Origin of the sequence: Sulfobacillus sp. hq2 (genome assembly GCF_002903155.1) — a bacterium.
Lineage (GTDB): Bacteria > Bacillota > Sulfobacillia > Sulfobacillales > Sulfobacillaceae > Sulfobacillus > Sulfobacillus thermotolerans.
The window spans coordinates 52,176-72,730 of the sequence record NZ_NWUL01000044.1; the positions used below are offsets into that span (position 1 = coordinate 52,176).

General features: G+C 53.2%; 19 protein-coding genes and 1 pseudogene. 7 read left to right on the forward strand and 13 right to left on the reverse strand.

Annotated features, from left to right (window positions below; genetic code table 11):
- Positions 1-549: 549 nt before the first annotated feature.
- The 3 genes from CO251_RS12185 to CO251_RS12195 all read right to left on the reverse strand — a co-directional run bounded on the left by CO251_RS12185 (position 550) and on the right by CO251_RS12195 (position 3,948).
- Positions 550-900, reverse strand: coding sequence for a DUF86 domain-containing protein (locus CO251_RS12185; protein ID WP_103376091.1), 351 nt, complete (start codon positions 898-900; stop codon positions 550-552).
- The gene (locus CO251_RS12190; protein ID WP_103376092.1) at positions 887-1,216 is read right to left on the reverse strand and encodes a nucleotidyltransferase family protein; all 330 of its coding nucleotides are present in this window, start codon (positions 1,214-1,216) and stop codon (positions 887-889) included. The genes CO251_RS12185 and CO251_RS12190 overlap by 14 nt, the downstream gene beginning before the upstream one ends.
- Before the next feature lie 1,433 nt (positions 1,217-2,649).
- On the reverse strand, positions 2,650-3,948 hold the full coding sequence (locus CO251_RS12195; RefSeq protein WP_103376093.1) for a DNA methyltransferase: 1,299 nt from the start codon (positions 3,946-3,948) through the stop codon (positions 2,650-2,652).
- Positions 3,949-4,101: 153 nt separating this feature from the next.
- Here CO251_RS12195 and CO251_RS12200 point away from each other — a divergent pair, with 153 nt between their 5' ends.
- A complete protein-coding gene (locus CO251_RS12200) occupies positions 4,102-4,833 on the forward strand; it encodes a sulfite exporter TauE/SafE family protein (RefSeq protein ID WP_158246325.1) in 732 nt (243 codons plus the stop codon).
- Between the two features lie 4 nt (positions 4,834-4,837).
- Here the strand turns inward: CO251_RS12200 and CO251_RS12205 are convergent, their stop codons facing one another.
- The 3 genes from CO251_RS12205 to CO251_RS12215 form a co-directional block, all read right to left on the reverse strand.
- Positions 4,838-6,010, reverse strand: coding sequence for an NAD(P)/FAD-dependent oxidoreductase (locus CO251_RS12205; protein ID WP_103376095.1), 1,173 nt, complete (start codon positions 6,008-6,010; stop codon positions 4,838-4,840).
- Entirely contained in the window at positions 6,003-7,481 is a 1,479-nt protein-coding gene (locus CO251_RS12210; RefSeq protein WP_158246326.1) for an FMN-binding glutamate synthase family protein, read from the reverse strand. The genes CO251_RS12205 and CO251_RS12210 overlap by 8 nt, the downstream gene beginning before the upstream one ends.
- 79 nt (positions 7,482-7,560) lie before the next feature.
- The gene (locus tag CO251_RS12215; protein WP_103376097.1) at positions 7,561-8,295 is read right to left on the reverse strand and encodes a glycoside hydrolase domain-containing protein; all 735 of its coding nucleotides are present in this window, start codon (positions 8,293-8,295) and stop codon (positions 7,561-7,563) included.
- A 591-nt stretch (positions 8,296-8,886) separates the two neighbouring features.
- Between CO251_RS12215 and CO251_RS17790 the strand changes: the two genes are divergently transcribed.
- Positions 8,887-9,120 carry a hypothetical protein gene (locus tag CO251_RS17790; protein WP_242968583.1) on the forward strand — a complete coding sequence of 78 codons (234 nt, stop codon included), beginning with the start codon at positions 8,887-8,889 and terminating at the stop codon, positions 9,118-9,120.
- Positions 9,121-9,259: 139 nt separating this feature from the next.
- On the opposite strand, the pseudogene CO251_RS12225 reads toward CO251_RS17790, so the two are convergent.
- Positions 9,260-9,550, reverse strand: a pseudogene (locus CO251_RS12225) (transposase); the annotation flags it as partial.
- A gap of 134 nt (positions 9,551-9,684) precedes the next feature.
- Here CO251_RS12225 and CO251_RS12230 point away from each other — a divergent pair.
- The gene (locus CO251_RS12230; protein ID WP_242968584.1) at positions 9,685-10,101 is read left to right on the forward strand and encodes a hypothetical protein; all 417 of its coding nucleotides are present in this window, start codon (positions 9,685-9,687) and stop codon (positions 10,099-10,101) included.
- A 102-nt stretch (positions 10,102-10,203) separates the two neighbouring features.
- Here CO251_RS12230 and CO251_RS12235 read toward each other — a convergent pair whose 3' ends face one another.
- On the reverse strand, positions 10,204-10,701 hold the full coding sequence (locus CO251_RS12235) for a hypothetical protein (RefSeq protein ID WP_103376098.1): 498 nt from the start codon (positions 10,699-10,701) through the stop codon (positions 10,204-10,206).
- Positions 10,702-10,776: 75 nt separating this feature from the next.
- On the opposite strand from CO251_RS12235, the gene CO251_RS12240 reads away from it, so the two are divergent.
- Together CO251_RS12240 and CO251_RS12245 are read left to right on the forward strand one after the other, a co-directional pair.
- A complete protein-coding gene (locus tag CO251_RS12240; RefSeq protein ID WP_207654683.1) occupies positions 10,777-11,691 on the forward strand; it encodes a hypothetical protein in 915 nt (304 codons plus the stop codon).
- The gene (locus tag CO251_RS12245; RefSeq protein ID WP_103376099.1) at positions 11,660-11,986 is read left to right on the forward strand and encodes a hypothetical protein; all 327 of its coding nucleotides are present in this window, start codon (positions 11,660-11,662) and stop codon (positions 11,984-11,986) included. The genes CO251_RS12240 and CO251_RS12245 overlap by 32 nt, the downstream gene beginning before the upstream one ends.
- Before the next feature lie 35 nt (positions 11,987-12,021).
- On the opposite strand, the gene CO251_RS12250 is transcribed toward CO251_RS12245, so the two are convergent.
- The 5 genes from CO251_RS12250 to phoU form a co-directional block, all read right to left on the reverse strand.
- Positions 12,022-13,164, reverse strand: coding sequence for a GerAB/ArcD/ProY family transporter (locus CO251_RS12250; protein WP_103376100.1), 1,143 nt, complete (start codon positions 13,162-13,164; stop codon positions 12,022-12,024).
- Positions 13,161-14,261: a Ger(x)C family spore germination C-terminal domain-containing protein gene (locus CO251_RS12255; protein ID WP_103376101.1), complete on the reverse strand. Its 1,101-nt coding sequence runs from the start codon at positions 14,259-14,261 to the stop codon at positions 13,161-13,163. The genes CO251_RS12250 and CO251_RS12255 overlap by 4 nt, the downstream gene beginning before the upstream one ends.
- The gene (locus tag CO251_RS12260; protein ID WP_242968585.1) at positions 14,258-15,865 is read right to left on the reverse strand and encodes a spore germination protein; all 1,608 of its coding nucleotides are present in this window, start codon (positions 15,863-15,865) and stop codon (positions 14,258-14,260) included. Before CO251_RS12260 ends, CO251_RS12255 begins: the two co-directional genes overlap by 4 nt.
- Positions 15,866-15,930: 65 nt before the next feature.
- Entirely contained in the window at positions 15,931-17,529 is a 1,599-nt protein-coding gene (locus CO251_RS12265) for a Na/Pi cotransporter family protein (RefSeq protein WP_103376103.1), read from the reverse strand.
- 3 nt (positions 17,530-17,532) lie between these two features.
- Complete coding sequence (gene phoU / locus CO251_RS12270) at positions 17,533-18,222, reverse strand: phosphate signaling complex protein PhoU (protein ID WP_103376104.1); 690 nt, start codon at positions 18,220-18,222, stop codon at positions 17,533-17,535.
- Positions 18,223-18,467: 245 nt separating this feature from the next.
- Between phoU and CO251_RS12275 the strand changes: the two genes are divergently transcribed.
- Together CO251_RS12275 and galU are read left to right on the forward strand one after the other, a co-directional pair.
- A complete protein-coding gene (locus tag CO251_RS12275) occupies positions 18,468-19,514 on the forward strand; it encodes a mannose-1-phosphate guanylyltransferase (RefSeq protein ID WP_103376105.1) in 1,047 nt (348 codons plus the stop codon).
- A gap of 54 nt (positions 19,515-19,568) precedes the next feature.
- A complete protein-coding gene (gene galU, locus CO251_RS12280) occupies positions 19,569-20,462 on the forward strand; it encodes a UTP--glucose-1-phosphate uridylyltransferase GalU (RefSeq protein WP_103376106.1) in 894 nt (297 codons plus the stop codon).
- Positions 20,463-20,555 lie beyond the last annotated feature (93 nt).

Below are 20,555 nucleotides of genomic sequence, written 5' to 3' on the forward strand. Positions count from 1 at the left end.
GTCACGACAACTCGTAGGGTGGGCGAAATGTCTTCTGCTCGCTACCAACGGGCCATGTACCTAAGCCTCGTCTTTGGCGAGATGAAGTTTTTCGCTGGGAAATCGTGAGGGATAGGGGATACAAAGTAAGCCATGAAGAATTTTGCCCCATCACATGACGGGGGATACGGGTTATGGCAGCTAGAGGTTCGGATATAAGCTACACCTGGTCGTCGCTTCGACGTACGACGTGGCCATGGTGCAAGAAGTGACGAAAGCGTCCGTGTTCGATGTGACCCGGGCGCTTTCGTTGTTGAACTACAAGAAATCATGCAATGCATGGGGCCATCCGCGGTCAGATGGGTGGTTGAGAGGGGGGATGTGGGCGGTAGGTAGAGGCGAAAGACGGCGATCCATTCTTCGTCCTTTTCTTCTTGTTCTTTTACATCGGGTCTGAGGGAAAGCCGTTATGAATATGGAGGACTCTGCTCTGGATTGAGGGAAGAGAAGATGCGCGTGTATTAGGGTTTCCATGTGCGTTGCAAAATGATGGAGTTACACGAATAGAGATTAGCCGTCGCGAACCTCTGATATAAGCTTTTGGAGTGGTGGATGAATCTGGGGGATGTCCGTGGTGGCTGTCGTCCATACCATATCGATGTCGACCTCGTCGTACCCATGTATGAGCAGATTGCGCATGCTTTTCATGACATTCCATGGCAGATTAGGATAAGCACGTAGAAATTCCACCGTTAGTCGCCCCGTTGCTTCCCCGATAATTTCAAGCTGACGTATGACCGCGCTTTGCCGGATTTCGTCATCCAAAAATTCTTCGTGCGAGATTCTTTCCGTCCAGCGCTTGATCCGTTGGACCGCTTCCTCGATATGGGTCAACGTCCTGACGTTGTCACGTTTCGGCATAAATCACCCGCCGTGTCGCAAGAATTTCGTCGCGCAACACGGGATAGAGGCGTTGCTTGTTGGCCACATCGACACGCCGCCCCAATAGCTCTTCTAGGTCTAACGCCAAACGCCCGACGTCAAACAGAGATCGGATGGGTGATGTGGGTTCCACGTCATAGAGCACGTCGATGTCACTCTGAGACGTAAAATCATCCCGTAATACCGAACCAAAAAGCGCCAATTCCCGAATCCCATAGCGATGGCAAAGAGTTGTCAACCTGTCCGGATCGATTGAGATCGGCAAGCGTTCAGGAATATTCACGCGCTGCGGCATATGACATCCCCCTTACTGCTATCACATGGCGTGTGATCGGTAAATCAAGCTGTACCTGTGTGTTCTCAGATTATTTACTGAAATCGCTTACTGGCCCATTCACAATCTGCGAGTGGCATTCCATGTTCTTTACAATACAGCGGATGATTCCGTTTTTTGCATCATGTGTTATCTTTCCGATCTTGTCAACCATCGAATACGGTTATTGTATGCGGAAGGATGGGAACGTATACCAACAATTACAAAAACGTAGCAGGCTTAGTCGGAATCGCCCCGACATGGGCGGTTTGGCGGATTCTCGGAGGGGAAGTGAGTGCTGTTCTGCCATTGCACGGTTTGTGGACCTTGATTGGCGACACAATGATACAATTATTCCCTGTTGAGGTCTCCATGGGTCGATCCGGATGACCGAGCGTTAAAAACGGGTGTGGACCTAGCAAAAAAAGTGGGGCTCAAGTGGTCCGTGAACGGGGAATTCCCTGCAAGACCTTGTATGGCTAGGGTGCCGCGTATAACGCTGAGCCGGTGAAACCATACGTAGGGAATGGGCTTGCGAAAGTGGAAGGCCAAACCCCACGTGATTGACGGTAACGCCTGCAAGATCTCGAAGAGGAGAATGCGACTCCAAAAAAAGCAATGCGCCTCGTCACTTTGGAAGTTGTGGTTCCGTCCGTTCATGAACACCGCTTCCCCATCTCGATCACGAAGTGGTGCCAGATCTTCCGACGAGTGTTCGGACTTAAACCAGAGCTCAGCAAATCGAACGGATTCGAGGGGTGTTTACCGCTTCCGGCGAATGGTATGGCCGTCCCAAAATCCCCGCCGTGTGACAGCGAAAGGGAGAATGCATCCGCCAAACAACGGTAGCGCGGTTGATGCATGACTATCCGCTGCAGTTCGGCGCGACGGGGAAATATCAAGCGAGCCCCCATTCGCGGTACACGTTGCCGATGCATGCAAACGTGCTGCATCAAACCTTTACCGCCGAGCCGCCGTATGTTGAGTGGATGATATAATGCGTAAGGCCTCTTACTACGCTGCCGCAGTATATTGACTACCGATTTGCGTGACGCAGCACGCACCCGGGGGCGGGTTACCGCCCGGTCTAGGGTCAAAGGCCTCACTCTAGTCATGCATCGATCCACCGCTCATCCTACAATTTTTGGGGGTGTACAAGTTCTCAAGAGGATTTGCCCCCTGGTAAGGTCGCTAAATTGCTGGGTGTTACGCCTCAAGTGATCCAAGATGACAGAAAGAAGGCAGAATTCAACAAAAATATTCACTGACTGATCGGCGTTTGTACAGGGTTCGCGAAGGGGTAGGCACACCAGAACACGTGGTGATGAATGCCAGGATGCCCCGTGCCCAACAAAAAACCGATGGAAACTGAGAACGGTAAGGGCAACGCTTGAAGCAATCTTGATTATACACCTCTAGATCTTACGCAAGATGAAGATTTGCTCGCCATTCATGGTCGCCACTTTTTGCCCGGCAGTATTCGTCGGGCTATTTTCTTTGGGCATGCGTTTCAGAGGAATTGACCGGGTAACGTTGACGATGGGTTTTAGACCGTACCGCTCTGATAGTTCGATAATGATGTGGTCGGTGAGCAGTTGAACGTTTTTGACGATACGGTTGCCGACCACCCAGCATTGATAGCCTCCCGGACGCAGTACGCGGGCGATTTCACCAAGAGCTTGGTCGAGATCTTGATAAAAGGCCAACACTTCGCGGGCGCGGCGTGGATCACGGGCCGCAATTTGGCCTAAGGCTTTTTGGAGGACTGGTGAGGGTAAGGTGTTGGCAAGCGCATCGGTCGGTTGCCCGCCCAATAAGGATCGATCCAACTGGTGGGGAGCCGGACGCTCCTCGTTTGCGTCAAGGCCTAGCCACTGCAGTGAAAGACGAGAAAATTGGCCATAGGCCACCGTTGTTCGGCTGTCTCCGTAAGGGGGAGACGTCACCACTAAGTCGAATGATGCATCAGCAAACGCAGACAGGTTCATGGCGTTGGCCGCATGCAGTCTGACAGGCGGCAATGGCTTTTGTGATGCGAGTTGACGATTGCCGATTTCATTGCGGTTAAGGACTTTGCGAAAGACCGCGAAAACATCGGGATTCCAAGCCTCTAGGCGTTTGGCATCGAGACGGTAGAGCTTGAATTCGGCATTGCGGCTGTTAGATGTCCACCGCACCGTATCCGAAAAGGCGACCCAGAAAAACGGCTGAAGACCGGCGGGGACTACGTCGTCAATAGCGCGGCGAAGCCTCATAAGCGCCGCGATGACGGGTTCTTTGAACCAAAACGTCAGATGGGCGAACTTTGGCCAATCGGCTTCTGATACGGACAAGCTTGCAGCATACGCTAACACGTCAGGGATCGTCTGTGCCAACCAGCCGGGATCATACACGGTGGTTTTCGCTTGGCTGATAAGGCGCGCTAACGGATTTAAATCGGAACCGGTCACGGCTAAGTGTTGCAATATCCCCTCGACAAGGCTTGTGCCGCTGCCCATAAAGGGATCAAAGAGCGTCCGGATCTGGGGTTGATGCGTGCGAATTAGCTGAATCAAATGCCTGGCCACTTGGGGAATCATCATGGCCGGATAGCTGTGATATCCGTGGGTCCATTCTTTCGTGTTGGCAGCCGGAAAGTCCCAGTATCCTGCGGGCCGTTGCAAAAGCGCGCGGCGAATGGCGTCATCAGGCGCTGCTGATAAAGAAATAGGCACGAACATCCTCCTTTACGCTAGCTAGTGTACCATGACCCCCTTTTTTGGACCAGGTGGGTTGGGGGAAAACGATACAGGCTGAAATGGCCGTAAGGGGTCGTCTTGCGGGACATGGTAAAATTAGAGCGATGCGGGAAAAGAGGTGGGCTCTTCATGGCAACTATTGTGGTGGTACTTGCCATTGCGGGGTTATTCGCCTCGCTGACGACAGCCACTTTGGGCGTGGGCGGCGGACTTTTAGTGATGCCCATGCTGGCCTTATTTTTCCCTGCCCGGTTAATCATTGCGGCGACATTGCCCATGTTTTTAGCCAACGCCATCGTGACCTTTTGGATTTACCGCCGTACCTTTCGGACTCGCCGGGTCTTGTGGGTGCTGCCTGGGATTATCATCGGCATTATGGGCGGGACCGGGATTGTGGCGCATTTGTCTGAGGAACTCTTGCGGATGGTAATAGGTGGCGTTGCGGTCTTTTTTTTGTTGTTTACCGTGCTTGGGGGCGTACTGTTGAAGAAACAGGCGGCATTTCCCGTGTGGGTTGGGGTGCCCTTGAGTTTGGTGGCGGGCGTCGTGAGTACGTTGTCCAACATTGGCGGCACGTTGCTTTCGCCTTATGTTTTGTCTGAGAATGCCCCTCCCGTGTATTTTGTGGGAGGCATGAGTTTTTTGTACCTCGTGATGACGGCTCTTAAGATGGTGACTTTTAGTCTCACAGGGCTGCTGCACTGGTCAGAGATTGGCATGGCCGTTCCGTCGATTCTCACTATCATTTTAGGCGCACGCACCGGTCAATATCTTCACAAAAAGATTAATGTCCGCTACTTTCGCTGGGTTGTCTTAGGGGTCGTCGCGGTTTCGAGCGTTTTGCTCTTAGTCAGTCCCTAAGATATTAGGGCATAATGGGCATCCATCCCGAAAATAGTTTGTAACTATAGTCAAATAGTGATTTGGCTAGGGCGGAGGAAACGCCGGGATGGGCCCATTCATGCCCTTTACCATAAAGCCAATTGCTCAGGGTAAGCAGCCCTTGGCCCCGTCCCATCCACACGACATGCAAAACGTAGGGATTAAACGGCTTAGGGGTGCCATGATGGCGCAGGGCGTAAAAGTGATGAACCGCTGTGCGGGCTTGCATCATCGCAATATGTCCGAGTTTGGGCAATGCTGTGCGGCTGATATCGCCCACGCCGTAAATATTGGGCCACTTTTCATGGACACAAAAAGGGTCGGCGGGAAACCAGCCGTAGCCATCGTCTAACTGGCTAACGCGCAAGAGTTCTGACCCATGATAGGGAGGAATCCAGATCATGAGGTCGGCTTGGACTGCAAGATGACCAACCAAATGAATCGCGTCATGTTCCACGTGATGATATTGGGCCTGGGTGATGAGGTCGATGTGGCGCTGGGCTAAGAAGCGCGCTAACAATGCCTGGCTTTTAGGCCCAAAGGCTTCCCCGGGGACGGAGGCAGGGGTAATAATGGTCAGCTTCACATTCTGACGTCGATTTTGTTGCCGCAACCAAGCGTCAGTAAGGAAGCTGATTTCAAACGCGGGTGCATCTAAAGACCCTGCCAGCCTCGGCGTATCGTCCGGGGCCTGGGCTAAAGGACCCACGGCTAAGACGATGGAACGCGCGGCACGGTGCAAGCGGTCACCCGACTGCCGCGCCAAATAATCTTCGCACACTCCACCGCGCTCAGCGCCTAAGCCCGGGATGGTTTTCCATCCCGGATCGGTGCCCGTGGCAATAAATAGGGTGTCGTAAGACAATGGGGCACGGCTTGCCAGATGGACTTGTTGCTGGTGCGGGTCAATACGCATAATCGTGTCGCGGACAAAGTGTTGGCCGGCTTTCTCACACCGCTGCTTCATGGCAATGTGCCACTGATCAGCCAACGCAGGATGCCCCGCTGCGGCTGTGACAAGCGCGGGACGATAGGTCATGGTGGTCCATTGGTCGACGACCGTGACCTCGAGTTCGCGGGCGGGAAATAACTTGTGTAGCCAATAGGCGGTGGCCGATCCGCCAAAACGAGCGCCCAACACCACCACTTTATGCATGGCGGTGTACGCTCCGTGGGGACGTGAGTAAAGCAAATTGTTCGGTCAGACTGGTCAAAAGGCGTTGATATTCCGTGGCCAGCGAGGATACTTGTTGGGAAAGGCCGGATTCGCCAGGTACGTGTTGACTGGTGGGGAGTTCCAAAAGAGTTTGGGCTTCTAGGGTGCGCGCAATCAAGGCTTGGCGGCTTAAATCGTGGACATCGCCCAGCCCTAGCGCCTGTAAAATGACTTGGAGCTCTTGCGCAGTGGCTTCAAACCAGTGTGTGCCATGCAATACCGCTTGGCCGATATCAAGGCGGGGGTGGCGATGCTTCGGCGAATCCGCAAAAACCAACGCGCTGGGGCCTTGAAAAAAGGTCGGCACCAACCGTTCCACTTGACCGTGACTCATGGCAAATAAAACGGCGGACCCGACATCGACCGCGTCAGCGCCAAGGGCCAACAGTTTGGCGATATCCGCAGCCCCTTTGGCGCCGCCAGAGGCGATGAGACTTACCCCCTCGATGTGTCGGCTGATGAGCCAATCCCTGGCCCGTTTGACAGCGGAAGCCGTGGGAATGCCAAAATGATCAGAAATCACGGCAGGACTACCTGCGCTGCCTGCTTCAGACCCATCTATGGTAATGAAGTCTAAGGAGAGGGCGGTGAGGATAGCCAGATCCGCTTCCAAATGTTGACTGGCTGGAATTTTTACGCCAATGGGCACATCTGGGTTAATCCGGCGTAAGTAGGGGACCAACCGAAAAAAATCGCGGGGAATCCCGGAATGAAAAACGATTTGATGTTGGCCGGCCATCCGTTTGAGACGTCGGGGAAGATGATGGGTTTTGTGGACCGCAATTTCGGCTTCTGCGCCTTGCCCTAAATGAATCTCAATCGCATCGGCTAATTTAATCACCGCTCGGCTATGGTTCCACGGCCCTTTAGACCATTGCAAAATCCAGCGTTGCGCATAGGCGCGTTCTTCTGGGAGAAAGGGGCCTTCACCTGATGAGGCTGCCGTCCCAATGACAGAAGAAATTTGGGCTAAAGCAAGTTTTGTGTCGGCGGCCAGACCAATGCCGTAGCCCATAGGCGCGATTAACACGGGCAACCGAAGCGTCAGAGGACGCTTGGCGCGGGGACCTATCTGGGTGGTGAGTGAAATATTGTGGGTATGCGGATGGGCGTTCGGGTGAAATGTAGCAGGGTCAAACGCCAATTGGTCTAGGAGCGAGGGACTTAAGACAAACGAGTCCATGGGGTGTTCGGCGACTTTGCCCGACTGCGCCCGCCGCATGGTCAAGATAATCTCTCGCCAGGACCAAGCCTGGAGGCTATAAAAGAGTTCCAATATACTAGTGCGTGGCGAGGATCCTAAGAGGTGTTCAACACGGCGAGCCAGCAGGCGTGTGCCGACGAGCGCCGCGGCGATGGCTATAAGAGTGGCCAAAATGACGCACAGTCCTACGATTAATACGACTCTCACCCGCATACTCCTCTCGCTTTTGTCGCTAGGGTGTGCGCCCATGGTTCGTTTTATGCCGGCTTTGACAAAACTGGAGCGCCTATGGCAACGACCACATGCCCAAAGGACTGGCCGCGCTATCGATATCCATGCAAGGAATATCGCAGACCGAAACCTGATGAACATACTGCCAGAGATGAGCAAAGGACAAAAATTCTTGGGGACAAGGCGGCGGTGTATGCGGCGCCTTAATTCGGCCCCCTGTTACCCAATACAATACGGCTGCGTTGACTCCGACCAATTCATGAATGCGTTTGAGCTGCGACGTCGATGAATAGACGCCTGGCACATAGCCGCTGTCGGCAACGGTTTGGATCCATGTGTCGACATAAGTGAGCCAGGTTTCAAGGGGCGTGATTTGTTGGGGTTCAAGATTAAGATAAATGGCGGTATGTCGGGGCTGTGAGACCTGTTGGGCTAAGGCGGCCGCTTCTTGGCCGTCATGACGTCCTTGTTCTACGGACTGGATGCCACATGAAAAACGGCGCACCGCATTGGCGCCAACGTAAATGCTGACCAACCATAAGCCAGCTTCAGATAGAGCCTGTGCCTCTCTTAGAGAAAGCGCTGTGAACTGGTAGCATGGCCCTCCTAAATAGCGTCCCACAAAGGAATAGCCATGCTGTTTTAAACAAGGGCCTACGGCACTTAAATCCACGTTATTGTCGACCCCATTAAGACAAGATGGATGAGGACGTCGACACAAAATCTGGGGGCCGTGTCCCCGCCATAATTTCTGGCGATCTGTTGGAGCTAAGGCGATGCGTTGCGTCATTGGGATTCCTCCTTGACTAATGGATTTCCAGACATCAACGACGGAGGGAAAGAAAAAAGCCAGAGGGGTGATGCCCTCTGGTTTTGGTACTGACCCGGAAGCCTATCGGCAATGTCTTTTAGGAATCGGCGCTCCCCCCTGCACGCAAGTCCTCAAGACACTCCTCTAGTCGTGTTACGCATGCATCATATGACTAGAAGAAGAGCAGCTCCTACGGTGCGAGTGGCAAGGCCGTTGCTGGGACAGCAAGAGCCACCATATCAAAAAACTGGGTTCGCGCCGGCAGTGGCGGCGGCTGTGATGCGAGTGACTGTAGGAATGTCGCGACGAGTCGCTCATTGGGGAACACCTCCTTTCCGGGAAAAATCTGGTACACTCGCATGATATTCACGGGCGGCAACAGTGTGACGATTGAATAGGACCGTTTTATTGCGACAGGAGGATGCAGAAGCCCCTATTCCTCTCCTAAGTTTAGTGTTCGGAAAAGGACGAGCACCGCCGATTGTTGCGCTCCGTTGGCTTACGCTGATGTCGGGTAGCACGCACAGGAGAGTTCTTGATGGCTCCGGATCTAACCAAGGAGGGGTGAGCGTGATGGATCTCGAGGGTGTCGTCCCACAAGGAGCGGGATTGGACGTGCATAAGAAGATTGTTGTCGTCACCGTATTGACCCCGATGGTAACCTACGACCCGGGCGTTTGGGACTCTCACGACGGCTCTCTTGGCCTTAACCGATTGACTTCAATGGATGTTAGTCTAAATTGTGGACACCTCGAATTGAGACAACACCAAGGGGCGGTGACGAGTCGACTACTGACTCGGTGATGAAATCCGGTTACGCCAAGATGCGACCCCCGAACTGCGCATGGGAAGGATGAGGACAACGAACCGACTGCAGAACCTCTGTGGGTGGGTTGAGCCCATGCTGTGGCTTGTGCATTGGGCAACGTGGGACCAGGACCTAATCATCCCAGACCGCACGCACCGCTTTCGCACCATCGATCACCACGAGCAACCCGTCCGCGACCGTCAGGCCGCGTGTGGTGAAATCCTGCAATAACGCCGTGACCACGGTGTGATTTTCGCCCTTCCACGAATCCCCAGACGCGTTTGTGACCATCCGCATCCATCCCTAAGGCCCCACGACCAGATAGTCGGCCACACGTCACCCATCGATCATCACCACGACCCATGGTCGACCGTCCAATAGGCGTTGCCAGAAGCGGTCCAACGCTTGCTGAGTCACCTGGATAAAACAGAAGGGATGACCAAGAGGGTCAGCCGGTGCACCTTTTGCCAAAGGCTCACATATTTTACAGCATCACCACAAATCAGCGCTTCCCCTTGGGCGCACTATCCAGTTTAGTTCTGAAATAAGGAGGCACTTCCGTGAGTTATAATTCCAGCATGCCATTCGAAGATATCTTGCCGCTGCTCCTGTTGAACAACCAACGCGACCTGTTGCCCCTATTGCTACTACTAGGGGAACGCGGGGAATCTTCCCGGTCCGAAAGCTGTTCATCGGACGATTATCCTGTGCCCTCGAGTTTTAATGCGTACTTGGCTTCATTAGTGGGGGATGTTGTGCGTGTCAGTGTGTCTAACGCTGTGGACAATGCCTTGACGCTAGTCGGTAACCTCGCTGAAGTGGGGACCGACTTCATCGTGTTGCGCGATGCGACAGCTGCGGGGGTTCCATTGGGGCTCAAAGACCGGGTGATTATCCCCATTTCGAATGTGGTCGGGATTGATCGGGTTCCGTTTCTTGAGGGTATTTTGCCCCTATTGCTGCGCTTTCGGTCGTAAAGCCTGTGGTCAGACCCGAGGTTGCGGAGACGGTGCCTCAATCCGTCATGCGGATGGGGCATCATCCGCAACCTCGGCCTCCTGGTACGTTATCTGATGGGTTTAACGCAGAAGATATTGACGCAGAACACTGTGTAAATCGGGTCGTGCATTGGGACGGGTCAAGATGTCCGCAAAAGCTGTCGTAGGACGGGGCTCAGAGGCCTCACTAGAGGAGGCGGGCGCTTGTGCGCCAATGTCTTGATGCAGCAAGGTGTCAATCGTTTCGAACGCGGAGGCGAGCGCATCCAGGGTCCGAATCAAATGGCGGAGGTCCTCCACCAACGGCACCGCAGGATTGGGAATGGTGGGCGGCGTCTGTATCTCGTCCGTAGGCATTTCCGGCTCAGGGTCAGCAGACTCCGGTTCCGGTGGCGCTACTGGTTCTGACGGGCTGCCTTGACGGCTTTCTTCCACGGGGACAGAGGGTTCTGGCACCGTGCGCTCGCTCCAACGTCCCCGGAGCGGGGCATGGTCGGTGGAAAGATTCCCCTCTTTGGGAAACGCCATGGTGTGGGGCTTTGTGGCTTCATCCGGTCCATTGTTTGGCATCAGCACCATTCCTTTCTCGTCCTTATAGGTATGCGGACTCCTGACACTCTATGACACCCCGGCTTGGAAAAGGAGACCTACAATATGATCGCAGTATGGCGCAATGTTCCGGTGGTTGAGGCGGTAGGATACGTGGGGAGTGGAGGACATGGCGGATCCCGCCCGGTTCTATTGCGGACCCACAGTGGGGAGATTGTGCACGTCAAGCTGCAATTAAATCCGCAATCCAACCGGAGTTTAGCCGGCGACTGGATTGGTACCTTACTCGGGCAAGCCTTAGACGCGCCTTTTTTGGCGGTTCGGTTGGTGCGGATTGAGCACGATCAACTGGGGCATTTACCCTTTTTGGTGCGCTCTCGATGGCATCCGGGCTTGCAATTTGGGACCCAGTTTTTAAAGGATGCGGAACCAGTCAGGCCTAGTACCGTGGGGACTTTGCATAATCTCGACAAATTGCCCTTAGTGGCCTTGCTGGAGTCATGGTTGTTCAATTTAGACTTGAAATACTCGCATATTTTGGCGCACCATCAACGCCTCGTTGTCACCGATCACGGCTTTATCTTTCCTTATGGCCCCAAATGGCTTCCCTCCGATTTGCATCGCTTTCGTCGTCAGTTTCCCGCCGTCAAGCCTTTAACGGTGCTGGCCATGGCAGCGCCTGAGCGCTTTGATTTTACCCCAGCACTTGATGCCATCATGGCGGTTACGCGTCAGGATCTCATCGACTTGGTCGATTCGGTGCCGCATGATTGGGGCCTGTCATCTCACCGCAAGGATGCGATTGTGTCGTTTCTCCTCTTTCGGCAAAGTCGTCTCGTCCGTGTGGTGGAGTATTTGGAACCCTTGTGGAATCAAGACAAGGGGCAAGAAGCTCGTGTCGTTGAGAACATCGATTTACCAGACGAAAACACCGAACCCTATGAGAATGACAGCCTAGAAGCAGTGGTGGCAAGAGAGGACGAGGGCGATGGCGATCAAGATCGTATCCACGGGGCATGACAGGTACGTGCTGACGGAAGTCCCTATTAACCGCAGCGTAGTTGAGAAGTTGCAAACCTACCGCGAAGAAGATTGGCCCCATGTTGTGCTGTTGGCGCTGATGACTGGAATGGCTCTGGTAGGGCGCCAGGGCTCTGGTCGGTCATCAGAACGTGAACCGGGGCGCAATGTGGTACCGCCACAAGACATGCGCCGCTATCTTGAAGAAGGGTTCCACCAGTTGCTCTCAGGATGGGAGGAGCGGATTGTCCGCGATTTTGAGGCGCTTTTGAGTGATTTAGGAGAGCGGCGGTAAAATCTGCTGCTCCTCCACATTCGCATGCCAGATGCTTAGGCGGGCGGCGATTTCGGGTGATGTCGTCGCCAGCTAGTGACGATGAGTGTCAAAAGGATGGACAAGCTAATAACGACGAAGCTGTAGCCGAGATCGATAGGGTCAAAGAAATCGACCACTAAATGGGTGGATTGTGTCGGGGTATGGATAAAGCAGGACCCCACCATCATGATGATGGCGATAATAAGAGTGGTGGGCATCGTGCTCTTGTAAGATCCCGTTATGAGACGGGAGAAATTGATGCCCATGCAAAAGAGGTTGCTGGCGAGGTAAAAGACCATACTGCCGGTCCATAGCAGCAAAATGATGAGTCCTGGCCGGCTTAAGTAAAAGGTCGAGACATTCAAGTTGCTGAGTACGTAGACGAGTGGCCACCGTAACAAGATGACCGCTTGAGGGCCTAAGGTGCCGACGGTAATGAGATAGACTAAGATCACCACCAATGTTTGAAAGGCAATGGCCCCTAAGGTAACACGGCGAATCATGACGATATTCTGGGGGCGGATAAAATGCGATAACGTGGCAGTGACTTCATTTTGTTTCCATAAAAACCACGTGGCTACAATCCCTTGGCCTACAGGACCGGTATCTTTGAGAGCATGGGGCAAAAAAGCCCACCACGCCTCTACGTGGCCTAGACCCATCCCGGCTAAAATAAAAAACGTGAAGGCAAAGACGGGAAACCAAAACTGCACATTGCGAGAAAAATTTGAAAGGGAACGCGAAGCGAACCAAGCGGCTTCGGCAATAATCAATCCCTTCATCATCCATAAAGGTGTGGCGGGATAAAATGACGCGGCCAGCATTTGGGTGAATAAGGTCAAGACGGCCGTATCCAATACGAGGCATAACACGGCATGGATCAGCAGTAAAATCCACCGCAAGGGTCCCCATGCGTATCCTAGGCGGTCGACCAAAATGCCGGGAGGTGTGAGCTGAATCCAGATTAACCCCAGTCCTGTCATGCCCAATGCCAAACAGATGCTGCCTACGACCGCCCAATCCGATTGTGATTGGGAGGCGGTCATGAGGGCTTGCGGCCAAATGTACACCGCGCCGGTGACAATGGACGACGCCACCAAGAAGAAATATTCGAGCGCTCCTATCGGTTCAACCGTAGACTCGACAAAACGGCTCATCGCATTAATCCCTCCCCATAGAGGGTGACAACGACCGTTAACGTGGCATGAATGGGGAGAAACCCTGCGTGGGGATGAAACCACGCTTCGCTGCGGTCGTATCCAAAGGGATCCGTATGGGTTTTATTTGCATAGGCAATAGTGGACAGACATAAGTGCAAAAGGGTTTGTTCGGCACGGTGCGAGATGGAGCGTTCGTCTTGCAACGTCACCCGATTTTGACCGGAAATATCATCAATGAAGCCTTTGACGTGCAAGGTCTCACGCACGTTGATAGCGCTTGCCGTCTGAAACGTATGAAGGGACCTTGTATCGCTGATCCGGCTGATGCTCACGGTTTGTCCATGCCACGGAACGGACAACGTTAGACGTTGCACCTTGCCAGTTAGGTAGCCGAATCCTTGGGTCTGTAGGGGTGAATACATTACCGGTGGTCCGCCACTGGGAGGATAGACGTCGATTTGGCGCACGGTTAAGCTCTGCTGTTTCAACTCCACAATGGGTACATAAGGACTAATGCCTTGCGAAACCGCACTGGACCAGAATTTCCACCCGCGCATGCCAAGTTGTATGGGGGAGCACCGAATGCAGTTAAAATACGCGGCGAGCGCAATGCGGGGCGCAACGATTTGAGGAGACACATAGTTCATATATTCGGCTAAGGGGCGACCGTCCGCGCCCATCACCCAAAAAGTTTTAGGAATGGTGCCCGCGGCATTGATGGCGTTAATTTGCGGCCACAGCTGGCGAAAAGTGAGCCGATTATTCCAGATGATTCCCTGAAGCTGTCCCAAATAAAGGGCGCGGGCTGATTTTTCTTGGGCGTGCATGACGGCATCCGCGAAATTAGGAGCCATCACAGCAATATCGTAATATTCCTCATCGGGTTTTATCGTACTCAAAGCACCAGGAGTTAAGGTGACGTTGGGGAACACGAATCGCCAATGGTATTGCCCAGGTGTTTTGGACGCGCGAATACTCAGCATCAACACAATCCCTTGGTGGTCAATGGGCTTAGAATCCCAGCAACCCGTCAATAGAAAGAGCAGTGGCGTCACTAAAATGGCGATGCGCCATTTTCTTATCAACCGGATCACGGCCGTTCCTTTTGGGTTTGACGTAAGTGGGGAATTTCTTGGACGCTGCCGTGACGGCTTAACACCGTGTTGAGCGGGCGAGCTGAGCTGGGGCGTTGCCGCAACATGTCATAGGGAGCGCGCACGAGATAGTCTTTAAAGTCTTTTATGCGAAATGGGGCATAGGGCACAAAATAGGGCGTGCCAAATGACGTCATCTGGATCAAGGAGCCAATGAGCGTCATCGTTAGCAGCACGATCCCAAAGATGCCAAAGATGTCGGCAGTGACTAAAAGCGCCATATTGATTAACCGCCAGGATCCGGTCAAATCGTAGACAGGCCCCGTGTAAAAGCTCAGAGCGGTCAACGTGATGATGACGATGATTTGGGGACTGACAAAACCGGCCTTCACCACAGCAGTGCCGACGACAATCGCTCCAATGATGCCGATGGTGGTGCCCATGGGTTTCGGGAGACGCAAAGAGGCTTCCCGTAGGATTTCTATAATTATGACCATTAGCACGGCTTCTGCAAAGGGCGAAAAAGGCAGCGCCGCATGGCTTCCAAGTGTTATGGCCAGCAAGGGTGCGGGTACCAAATTGGTGTTCACTTGAGTCAGGGCAATGTACAGCGCGGGGAAGTAGACCCCCAAAATCCACCCTAGCAGACGAATAATGCGCACGAACGAGCTATCGTACCATACTTCTGCGTAGTCCATGGACGTACGGTAAAAATCGGCTAGGGGAGCGGGAGCAATCAGCACAAAAGGATCGCCATCGACCAAGATCAGAATTTTTCCCTCCAAAAGGCGCCAACATGCCACATCGACACGTTCTGTTGAACGCATGGTGGGGAATATGGACCGGGGATGATCGCGAATGAGACCCGAAATCATGGTAGCATTAGCCCTTCCTGAAATTTTGACTTGTTCCAACCGTGCGATCCCCGTTTCGACGAGAGCCGGATTGGTTAGGCCGTCGAGATAGGCTATAGCCACCGGGGTATGCTGGCGTTCGCCCAAAACCATTTGATGAAAACGCAACGATGGATCTAGGATGCGTTGACGTAGTTGGTTCATTTGGGTTAAAAGGACTTCGTTGAACGCATCTTCCGGCCCTCTAACACCAATTTCCGTCTGCGGACGCGAGATCGCCCGTTGTTTATAGGTGACGGTGTCCACGATCCAAACTTTTGGAAAACCTGGGGCAAAGATCAGCGTGTTGCCCGCGGCTAAGGCTCGGATGATGGTATCCCAAGAATCCTCAGCGTGAATATGGCCAGGAGTTAAGGTGTTTTCGCCCCACGACGCCGGATCCTCATGGGTTGTTAACAGAGGAGCCACAATATCCTGATCGACCATTTGCGTATCGGATAACCCGTCGATGCTGGCTATTAAGACTTTTTCAGGGGCACATGCGGGCACTTGCAGCCACCGCAAGAGGACATCCGGGCTGGTGCCAAACCCTGATTTGATTCGGTTGTAAGCGGCGTGGACGTTTGGGGTGTAATGCGTTAATGCTAGGGGGCCTTCACTTTGCAGAGCAAGCCACGCGTCTAGGGTTTGCAATAAATGCTTGGCAAGGGCTTGAATATCGCGCAGAACCGCTTGATCATCATAAGCCAACGTGATATCACCTCGGGGATATGTTGGCTAAAACGCTATGGTTTCATGCGCAGCCTCAGAGCGGATTAGATAATACCCAGTAACGCCCGTGACACCGCGGCAATCCGTCCGGTTAGTAGGGATAAGTCATCGGAGAGTTCTAACAGTGCTGAGGTAAAGGGTAATTGCGATTCGTCGACTTGGGTGAGGATGCGCAGGCGAATCTTTCCCTCTTGTCGCAAGATCTCGGGATTTTCTTGCACTAATTGAAGTGCCTGGGCATCGTCATCATGGGCAATAGCTTGCGTTAAGCGGTCGAACTGGGTGTGCAAACGGTCAAGCAGCCTGGCGGTATCTTCCCATAAAGAGGGAGGCCAGACAAAATTGCGACGCACCAGTTTATCGCGGGTATTAATGACTTTGATGGCGGTGTCGGATAAGTGCTCAAGATGGTTGGCCAAATAGAGGAAGCGAACTTGAGCTGAGAGGTCACTTTCGGTCAAATAGGTCCCTTGGGCCAGCTGGAAAAGATAGTGGGTAATGGCGTGGTGCAGCAGGTCCACATCAGACTCGGCTTGACGCATCGTGCGCGCGATGGTCTCTTGAGGATTCTCTAAGTAATCAGCTAGCAATGCGATGATGTGTTCATGAATGATCTGGGCCATGCGAAGAATTTCTTGAGACGCCCGGGCTAACGCTTCCGCGGGATCATCTAGCGCATCGTCTTCGAGCAGGACACTGATAGGCTCGGGTTTGAGGTCGGGCCACAAACGTTCCATAAGATGTGACAATGGCCCCAAAAAGGGTAGAAAGATGAAGGCGAGTGCCACATTGAAGAGAGAATGTGCATCAGCCAATTGACGTCCAGGGCTGTGGTCGATAAACCGCACAGCGGTTTCCAACCATGGCAGTGCCAAGACAGCCGCTAAAGAGGCTGTCAACTTCATCAGAAAATATGCACCCGCCGTGCGTTTAGCGCTGCGGGAACCGCCAAGCCAGGCGCTATAGAGTGCGGCGGCTGTGGAGCCGACATTGGCGGCTAACACGATGATGAGCCCCGTGGGCAAGCTGATAAGGCCATGAATGCGAAACGTAATGGCGAGCGCAATGACGGTGGCGGAGTTTTGGATCAAGGCGGTGAAGATCATCGCGAGCAGGTATGCCAATAGTCCATTATGATCAAGCCGGGCCAGGGCGAAGCGCACAGTGGGAACGGTGGAAAGCGTATGCACAGCGGAAATCATCACCATCATGCCGTAGAAAATGAGCCCGAACCCTAATGTTAGCGAACCTAACGAGGCGTTGTCCCGTCCGCGTTGAATGATGCCAATGACCACGCCCGCAAAAACGAGAATGGGCGCATAGCGAATAAAGTTGAACGATATAAGCTGAACGGTTAACGTCGTGCCGATCGCAGCGCCGAGAATAACTTCCAGGGCTTGGCGTAGTTCCAAGAGTCCGGCGCTGACAAAACTGACCACCATGACAGTAATAGCGCTCGAAGAGCCTGCTAGCATCGTGGCGCCGAGCCCAAGAACCATCGACCCCAGAGGGTTTTTAGTCATGACTAAGAGCAGAGAACGCAGCCAACTCGAGGTTAGCCGTTTCAGGCTGTCACTAGTTTGAGAGAGACCAAAAGTAAAAAGCGCCATACCGCCGACAAGAGAAATCCAACTGGCTGTCATCGGTTAGTCCTTCGGGTATTCGGGATTATGGTGTGGCAGCAGGCGAAAAGGACGACGATCGCCCGTTTCCACAAACACGGCCATTTCCGCGATGTTCACAGCATGGTCAGCAATACGTTCAAGGTAGCGAGCCACTAATGATAAATTACTGGCTTGTTCGATAGCATCGGGATTTTGGCGCATAACCTGCAACATTTCGTCGTGCAACGCGCGGTACAAGTCATCCACTTGATCGTCCCGCCAAAAAACGTCCCGGGCCATGTCTTGGTCACGCAGGCGCACGGCTTCTTGCGCACGGTTGACCATGACAAGCGCTTTATGCCCCATGCGGGCCAGGTCATCCAGTTTTTTGAAATAGGGTTGTCGCGCTAATCGGTGAGTCACTTCCGCAATATCACAACTATAATCGGCAATGCGCTCCAAGTCGCGGACATTGCGTAGTCCTGCGGCAAGAATTCGGAGGTCTTTTTGGCGGGGCTGCTGCAAGGAAATAAGCTGCAAAGAATCTTCCTCGATTTGATTGGTTTCATCGTCAATGCTGTCGTCATGGTTTAAAACCCATGTCGCCAGCTCTTGGTCCTGATGATAGAGGGACGCGAGTGCTTGTTCCAGCATGCGGGAAACCTCTTGTCCCAAAAGATTTACCCGGTCTTTAATCGACTGCAATGACCGGTCATAGCTGTTTAAAAACACCCCGTGCCCCCCTTCCGCTAGACAGTATCTCTTATTATATACTGTTAGCCGCCATCGTCCATGCTCTTGACGCGGATTATTGCGATGACCGAAAATGGCGGAGACAAGGGCTGAGCCATGAGGGAGAATATGTTACATTTAGTTAAGGAGCATAAGGATTGCGCAGACCGTCTATAACCGATTGCGGTAAGACGGCAGGCCAAACAGCATTAATGGCGGTGGCGCACTAAGGAGTCGCACACACTATGGCACGTTGGTTAATTATTTTGGCAGGGGGACGGGGCGAGCGATTTTGGCCGCTGTCTCGGATGATGCATCCTAAACAATTTTTGACATTGATGGGCAATCACAGCATGATTCGTAGCACTCGGGACCGCGTGCGTTCACTCATCGGACCAGAAAACACCTTGGTGGTCACGGGCCGGGATTACGTGGAAAAAGTCCAGACGAATTTGCCCGATGTTCCATCCTCTTTCATTTTAGGAGAACCGGTTGGGCGCAATACGGCGCCATCCATTGCATGGGCGGTTCGCGAAATTTATGGAAAAGATGCGGACGCGGTTGTTTTAGTGTTGCCGTCCGATCACATGATTAAATATCAGAAACGGTTTCAAAAACTAGCCGAGATGGCGCTTAATGCCGCCGAAGTTCACGGCGGCTTTTACACGTTTGGCATCGTGCCCACCCACGCTGAAACCGGATATGGTTATATAGAACAAGGGGCAGAAGTCTCTCACGGCATATTCCGTGTCAAGCGGTTTATCGAAAAGCCACCCGTGGAGGCGGCCCAAGAGATGGTGCAATCGGGACACTTTATGTGGAATTCGGGAATGTTCGTCTTTCGGGCCAATGACTTTTTGGTTGCCGTGGAAGAGCATATTCCCGAATTGAGTCAGGGAATTGAAGAATTATGGGCGCACCCGGAGCGCTTAGATACGGTATTTCCGGCCCTGCCTCAGATTTCCGTGGACCACGGGATTATGGAGCAAGCGCAAAATGTATTTGTATTGCCCGCCGATATCGGCTGGGACGATGTGGGTACCTTTGCGGCTCTCGCCCGCCATTTGCCCCGCAATGACGAGCAAAATGCCGCACGCGGCCATGCCATTTTTGTCGATAGCCAGAATGTCACCGCGATAAGCGAAGGTCCAGTGGTGTCCTTCATCGGGGTGAAGGATCTTTTTGTGGTGGCGACCAAAGATGCGGTCCTCATTTTATCGCCCGACCGTAGCCAGGATGTGCGGCAGGTCGTTCAGGCCCTAAAAGAGGGACAGCACGACCATTTGCTCTAAGAGGACGAGCCCGCACCCGCGGGTGCATTCTGAGACGAAAGGCAGGCTTACACCATGAACGAAACGGTTAAAAAGGCGGTCATTCCTGCGGCAGGGCTTGGTACACGGTTTTTGCCCGCCACAAAGGCTCAACCGAAAGAAATGCTATCGCTAATTGACAAACCCACCATCCAATACATTGTCGAAGAGGCGGTAGCGTCGGGGATTGACGACTTGTTGGTCGTCATTGGGCGCGATAAAGGGAGTATTGAGGACCATTTCGACAGAACCCCCGAGTTAGAGCAGTATTTAAAGAGCCGTGGGAAACAGGACTTGTTGGACGTTGTCATGAATGTCTCCAAGCTCGCGGATTTGCATTTTATTCGACAGAAAGAGCCGTTGGGTCTAGGACACGCCGTCTTATCGGCGAAACGCCACGTGGGATTAGAGCCGTTTGCGGTTCTGTTGGGGGATGATGTGATGCAAGGTCAGCCTCCTGTGCTCAAGCAATTAATCGACCACTGGGAGCCCGGTTTGTCGGTCCTAGCGGTCCAGCCTGTCACGCGGGAAGAGGCGAGCCGTTACGGTATCGTTTACGGGAATTGGGCGGCAGATGGGCGGTCCTTCCGCGTTTCTCACCTCGTCGAAAAACCGTCTTACGAGGCTGCGCCAGAACATCCTTTAGCCATTATGGGTCGTTATATTCTCGATCCCGGAATATTTCCGGTCTTGGAGCAAATTGAGCCGGGCGCAGGCGGAGAGATTCAATTGACCGATGCTTTGGATGTGATGGCCCGGCAAGGGAAACTGATTGCGGTCGCGTATGAGGGGAAGCGCTTTGATGTCGGCGAAAAGCTAGGATTCATCAAAGCGACGGTAGAGGCCGCACTGGATCGCGACGACTTGCGCGATGATGTGGTCCTCTATTTGCGCTCCCTTGTGGAACAGTTGAGCACCGTTTCCAAATAAGACGGGGCTATTTTGCTCATACACCTCCTCAGTTGGATGAGGAGGTTTTTTTGTCCCGCTTGTTTGTGTCCCAATTTTGGGATTTTGAGTTCA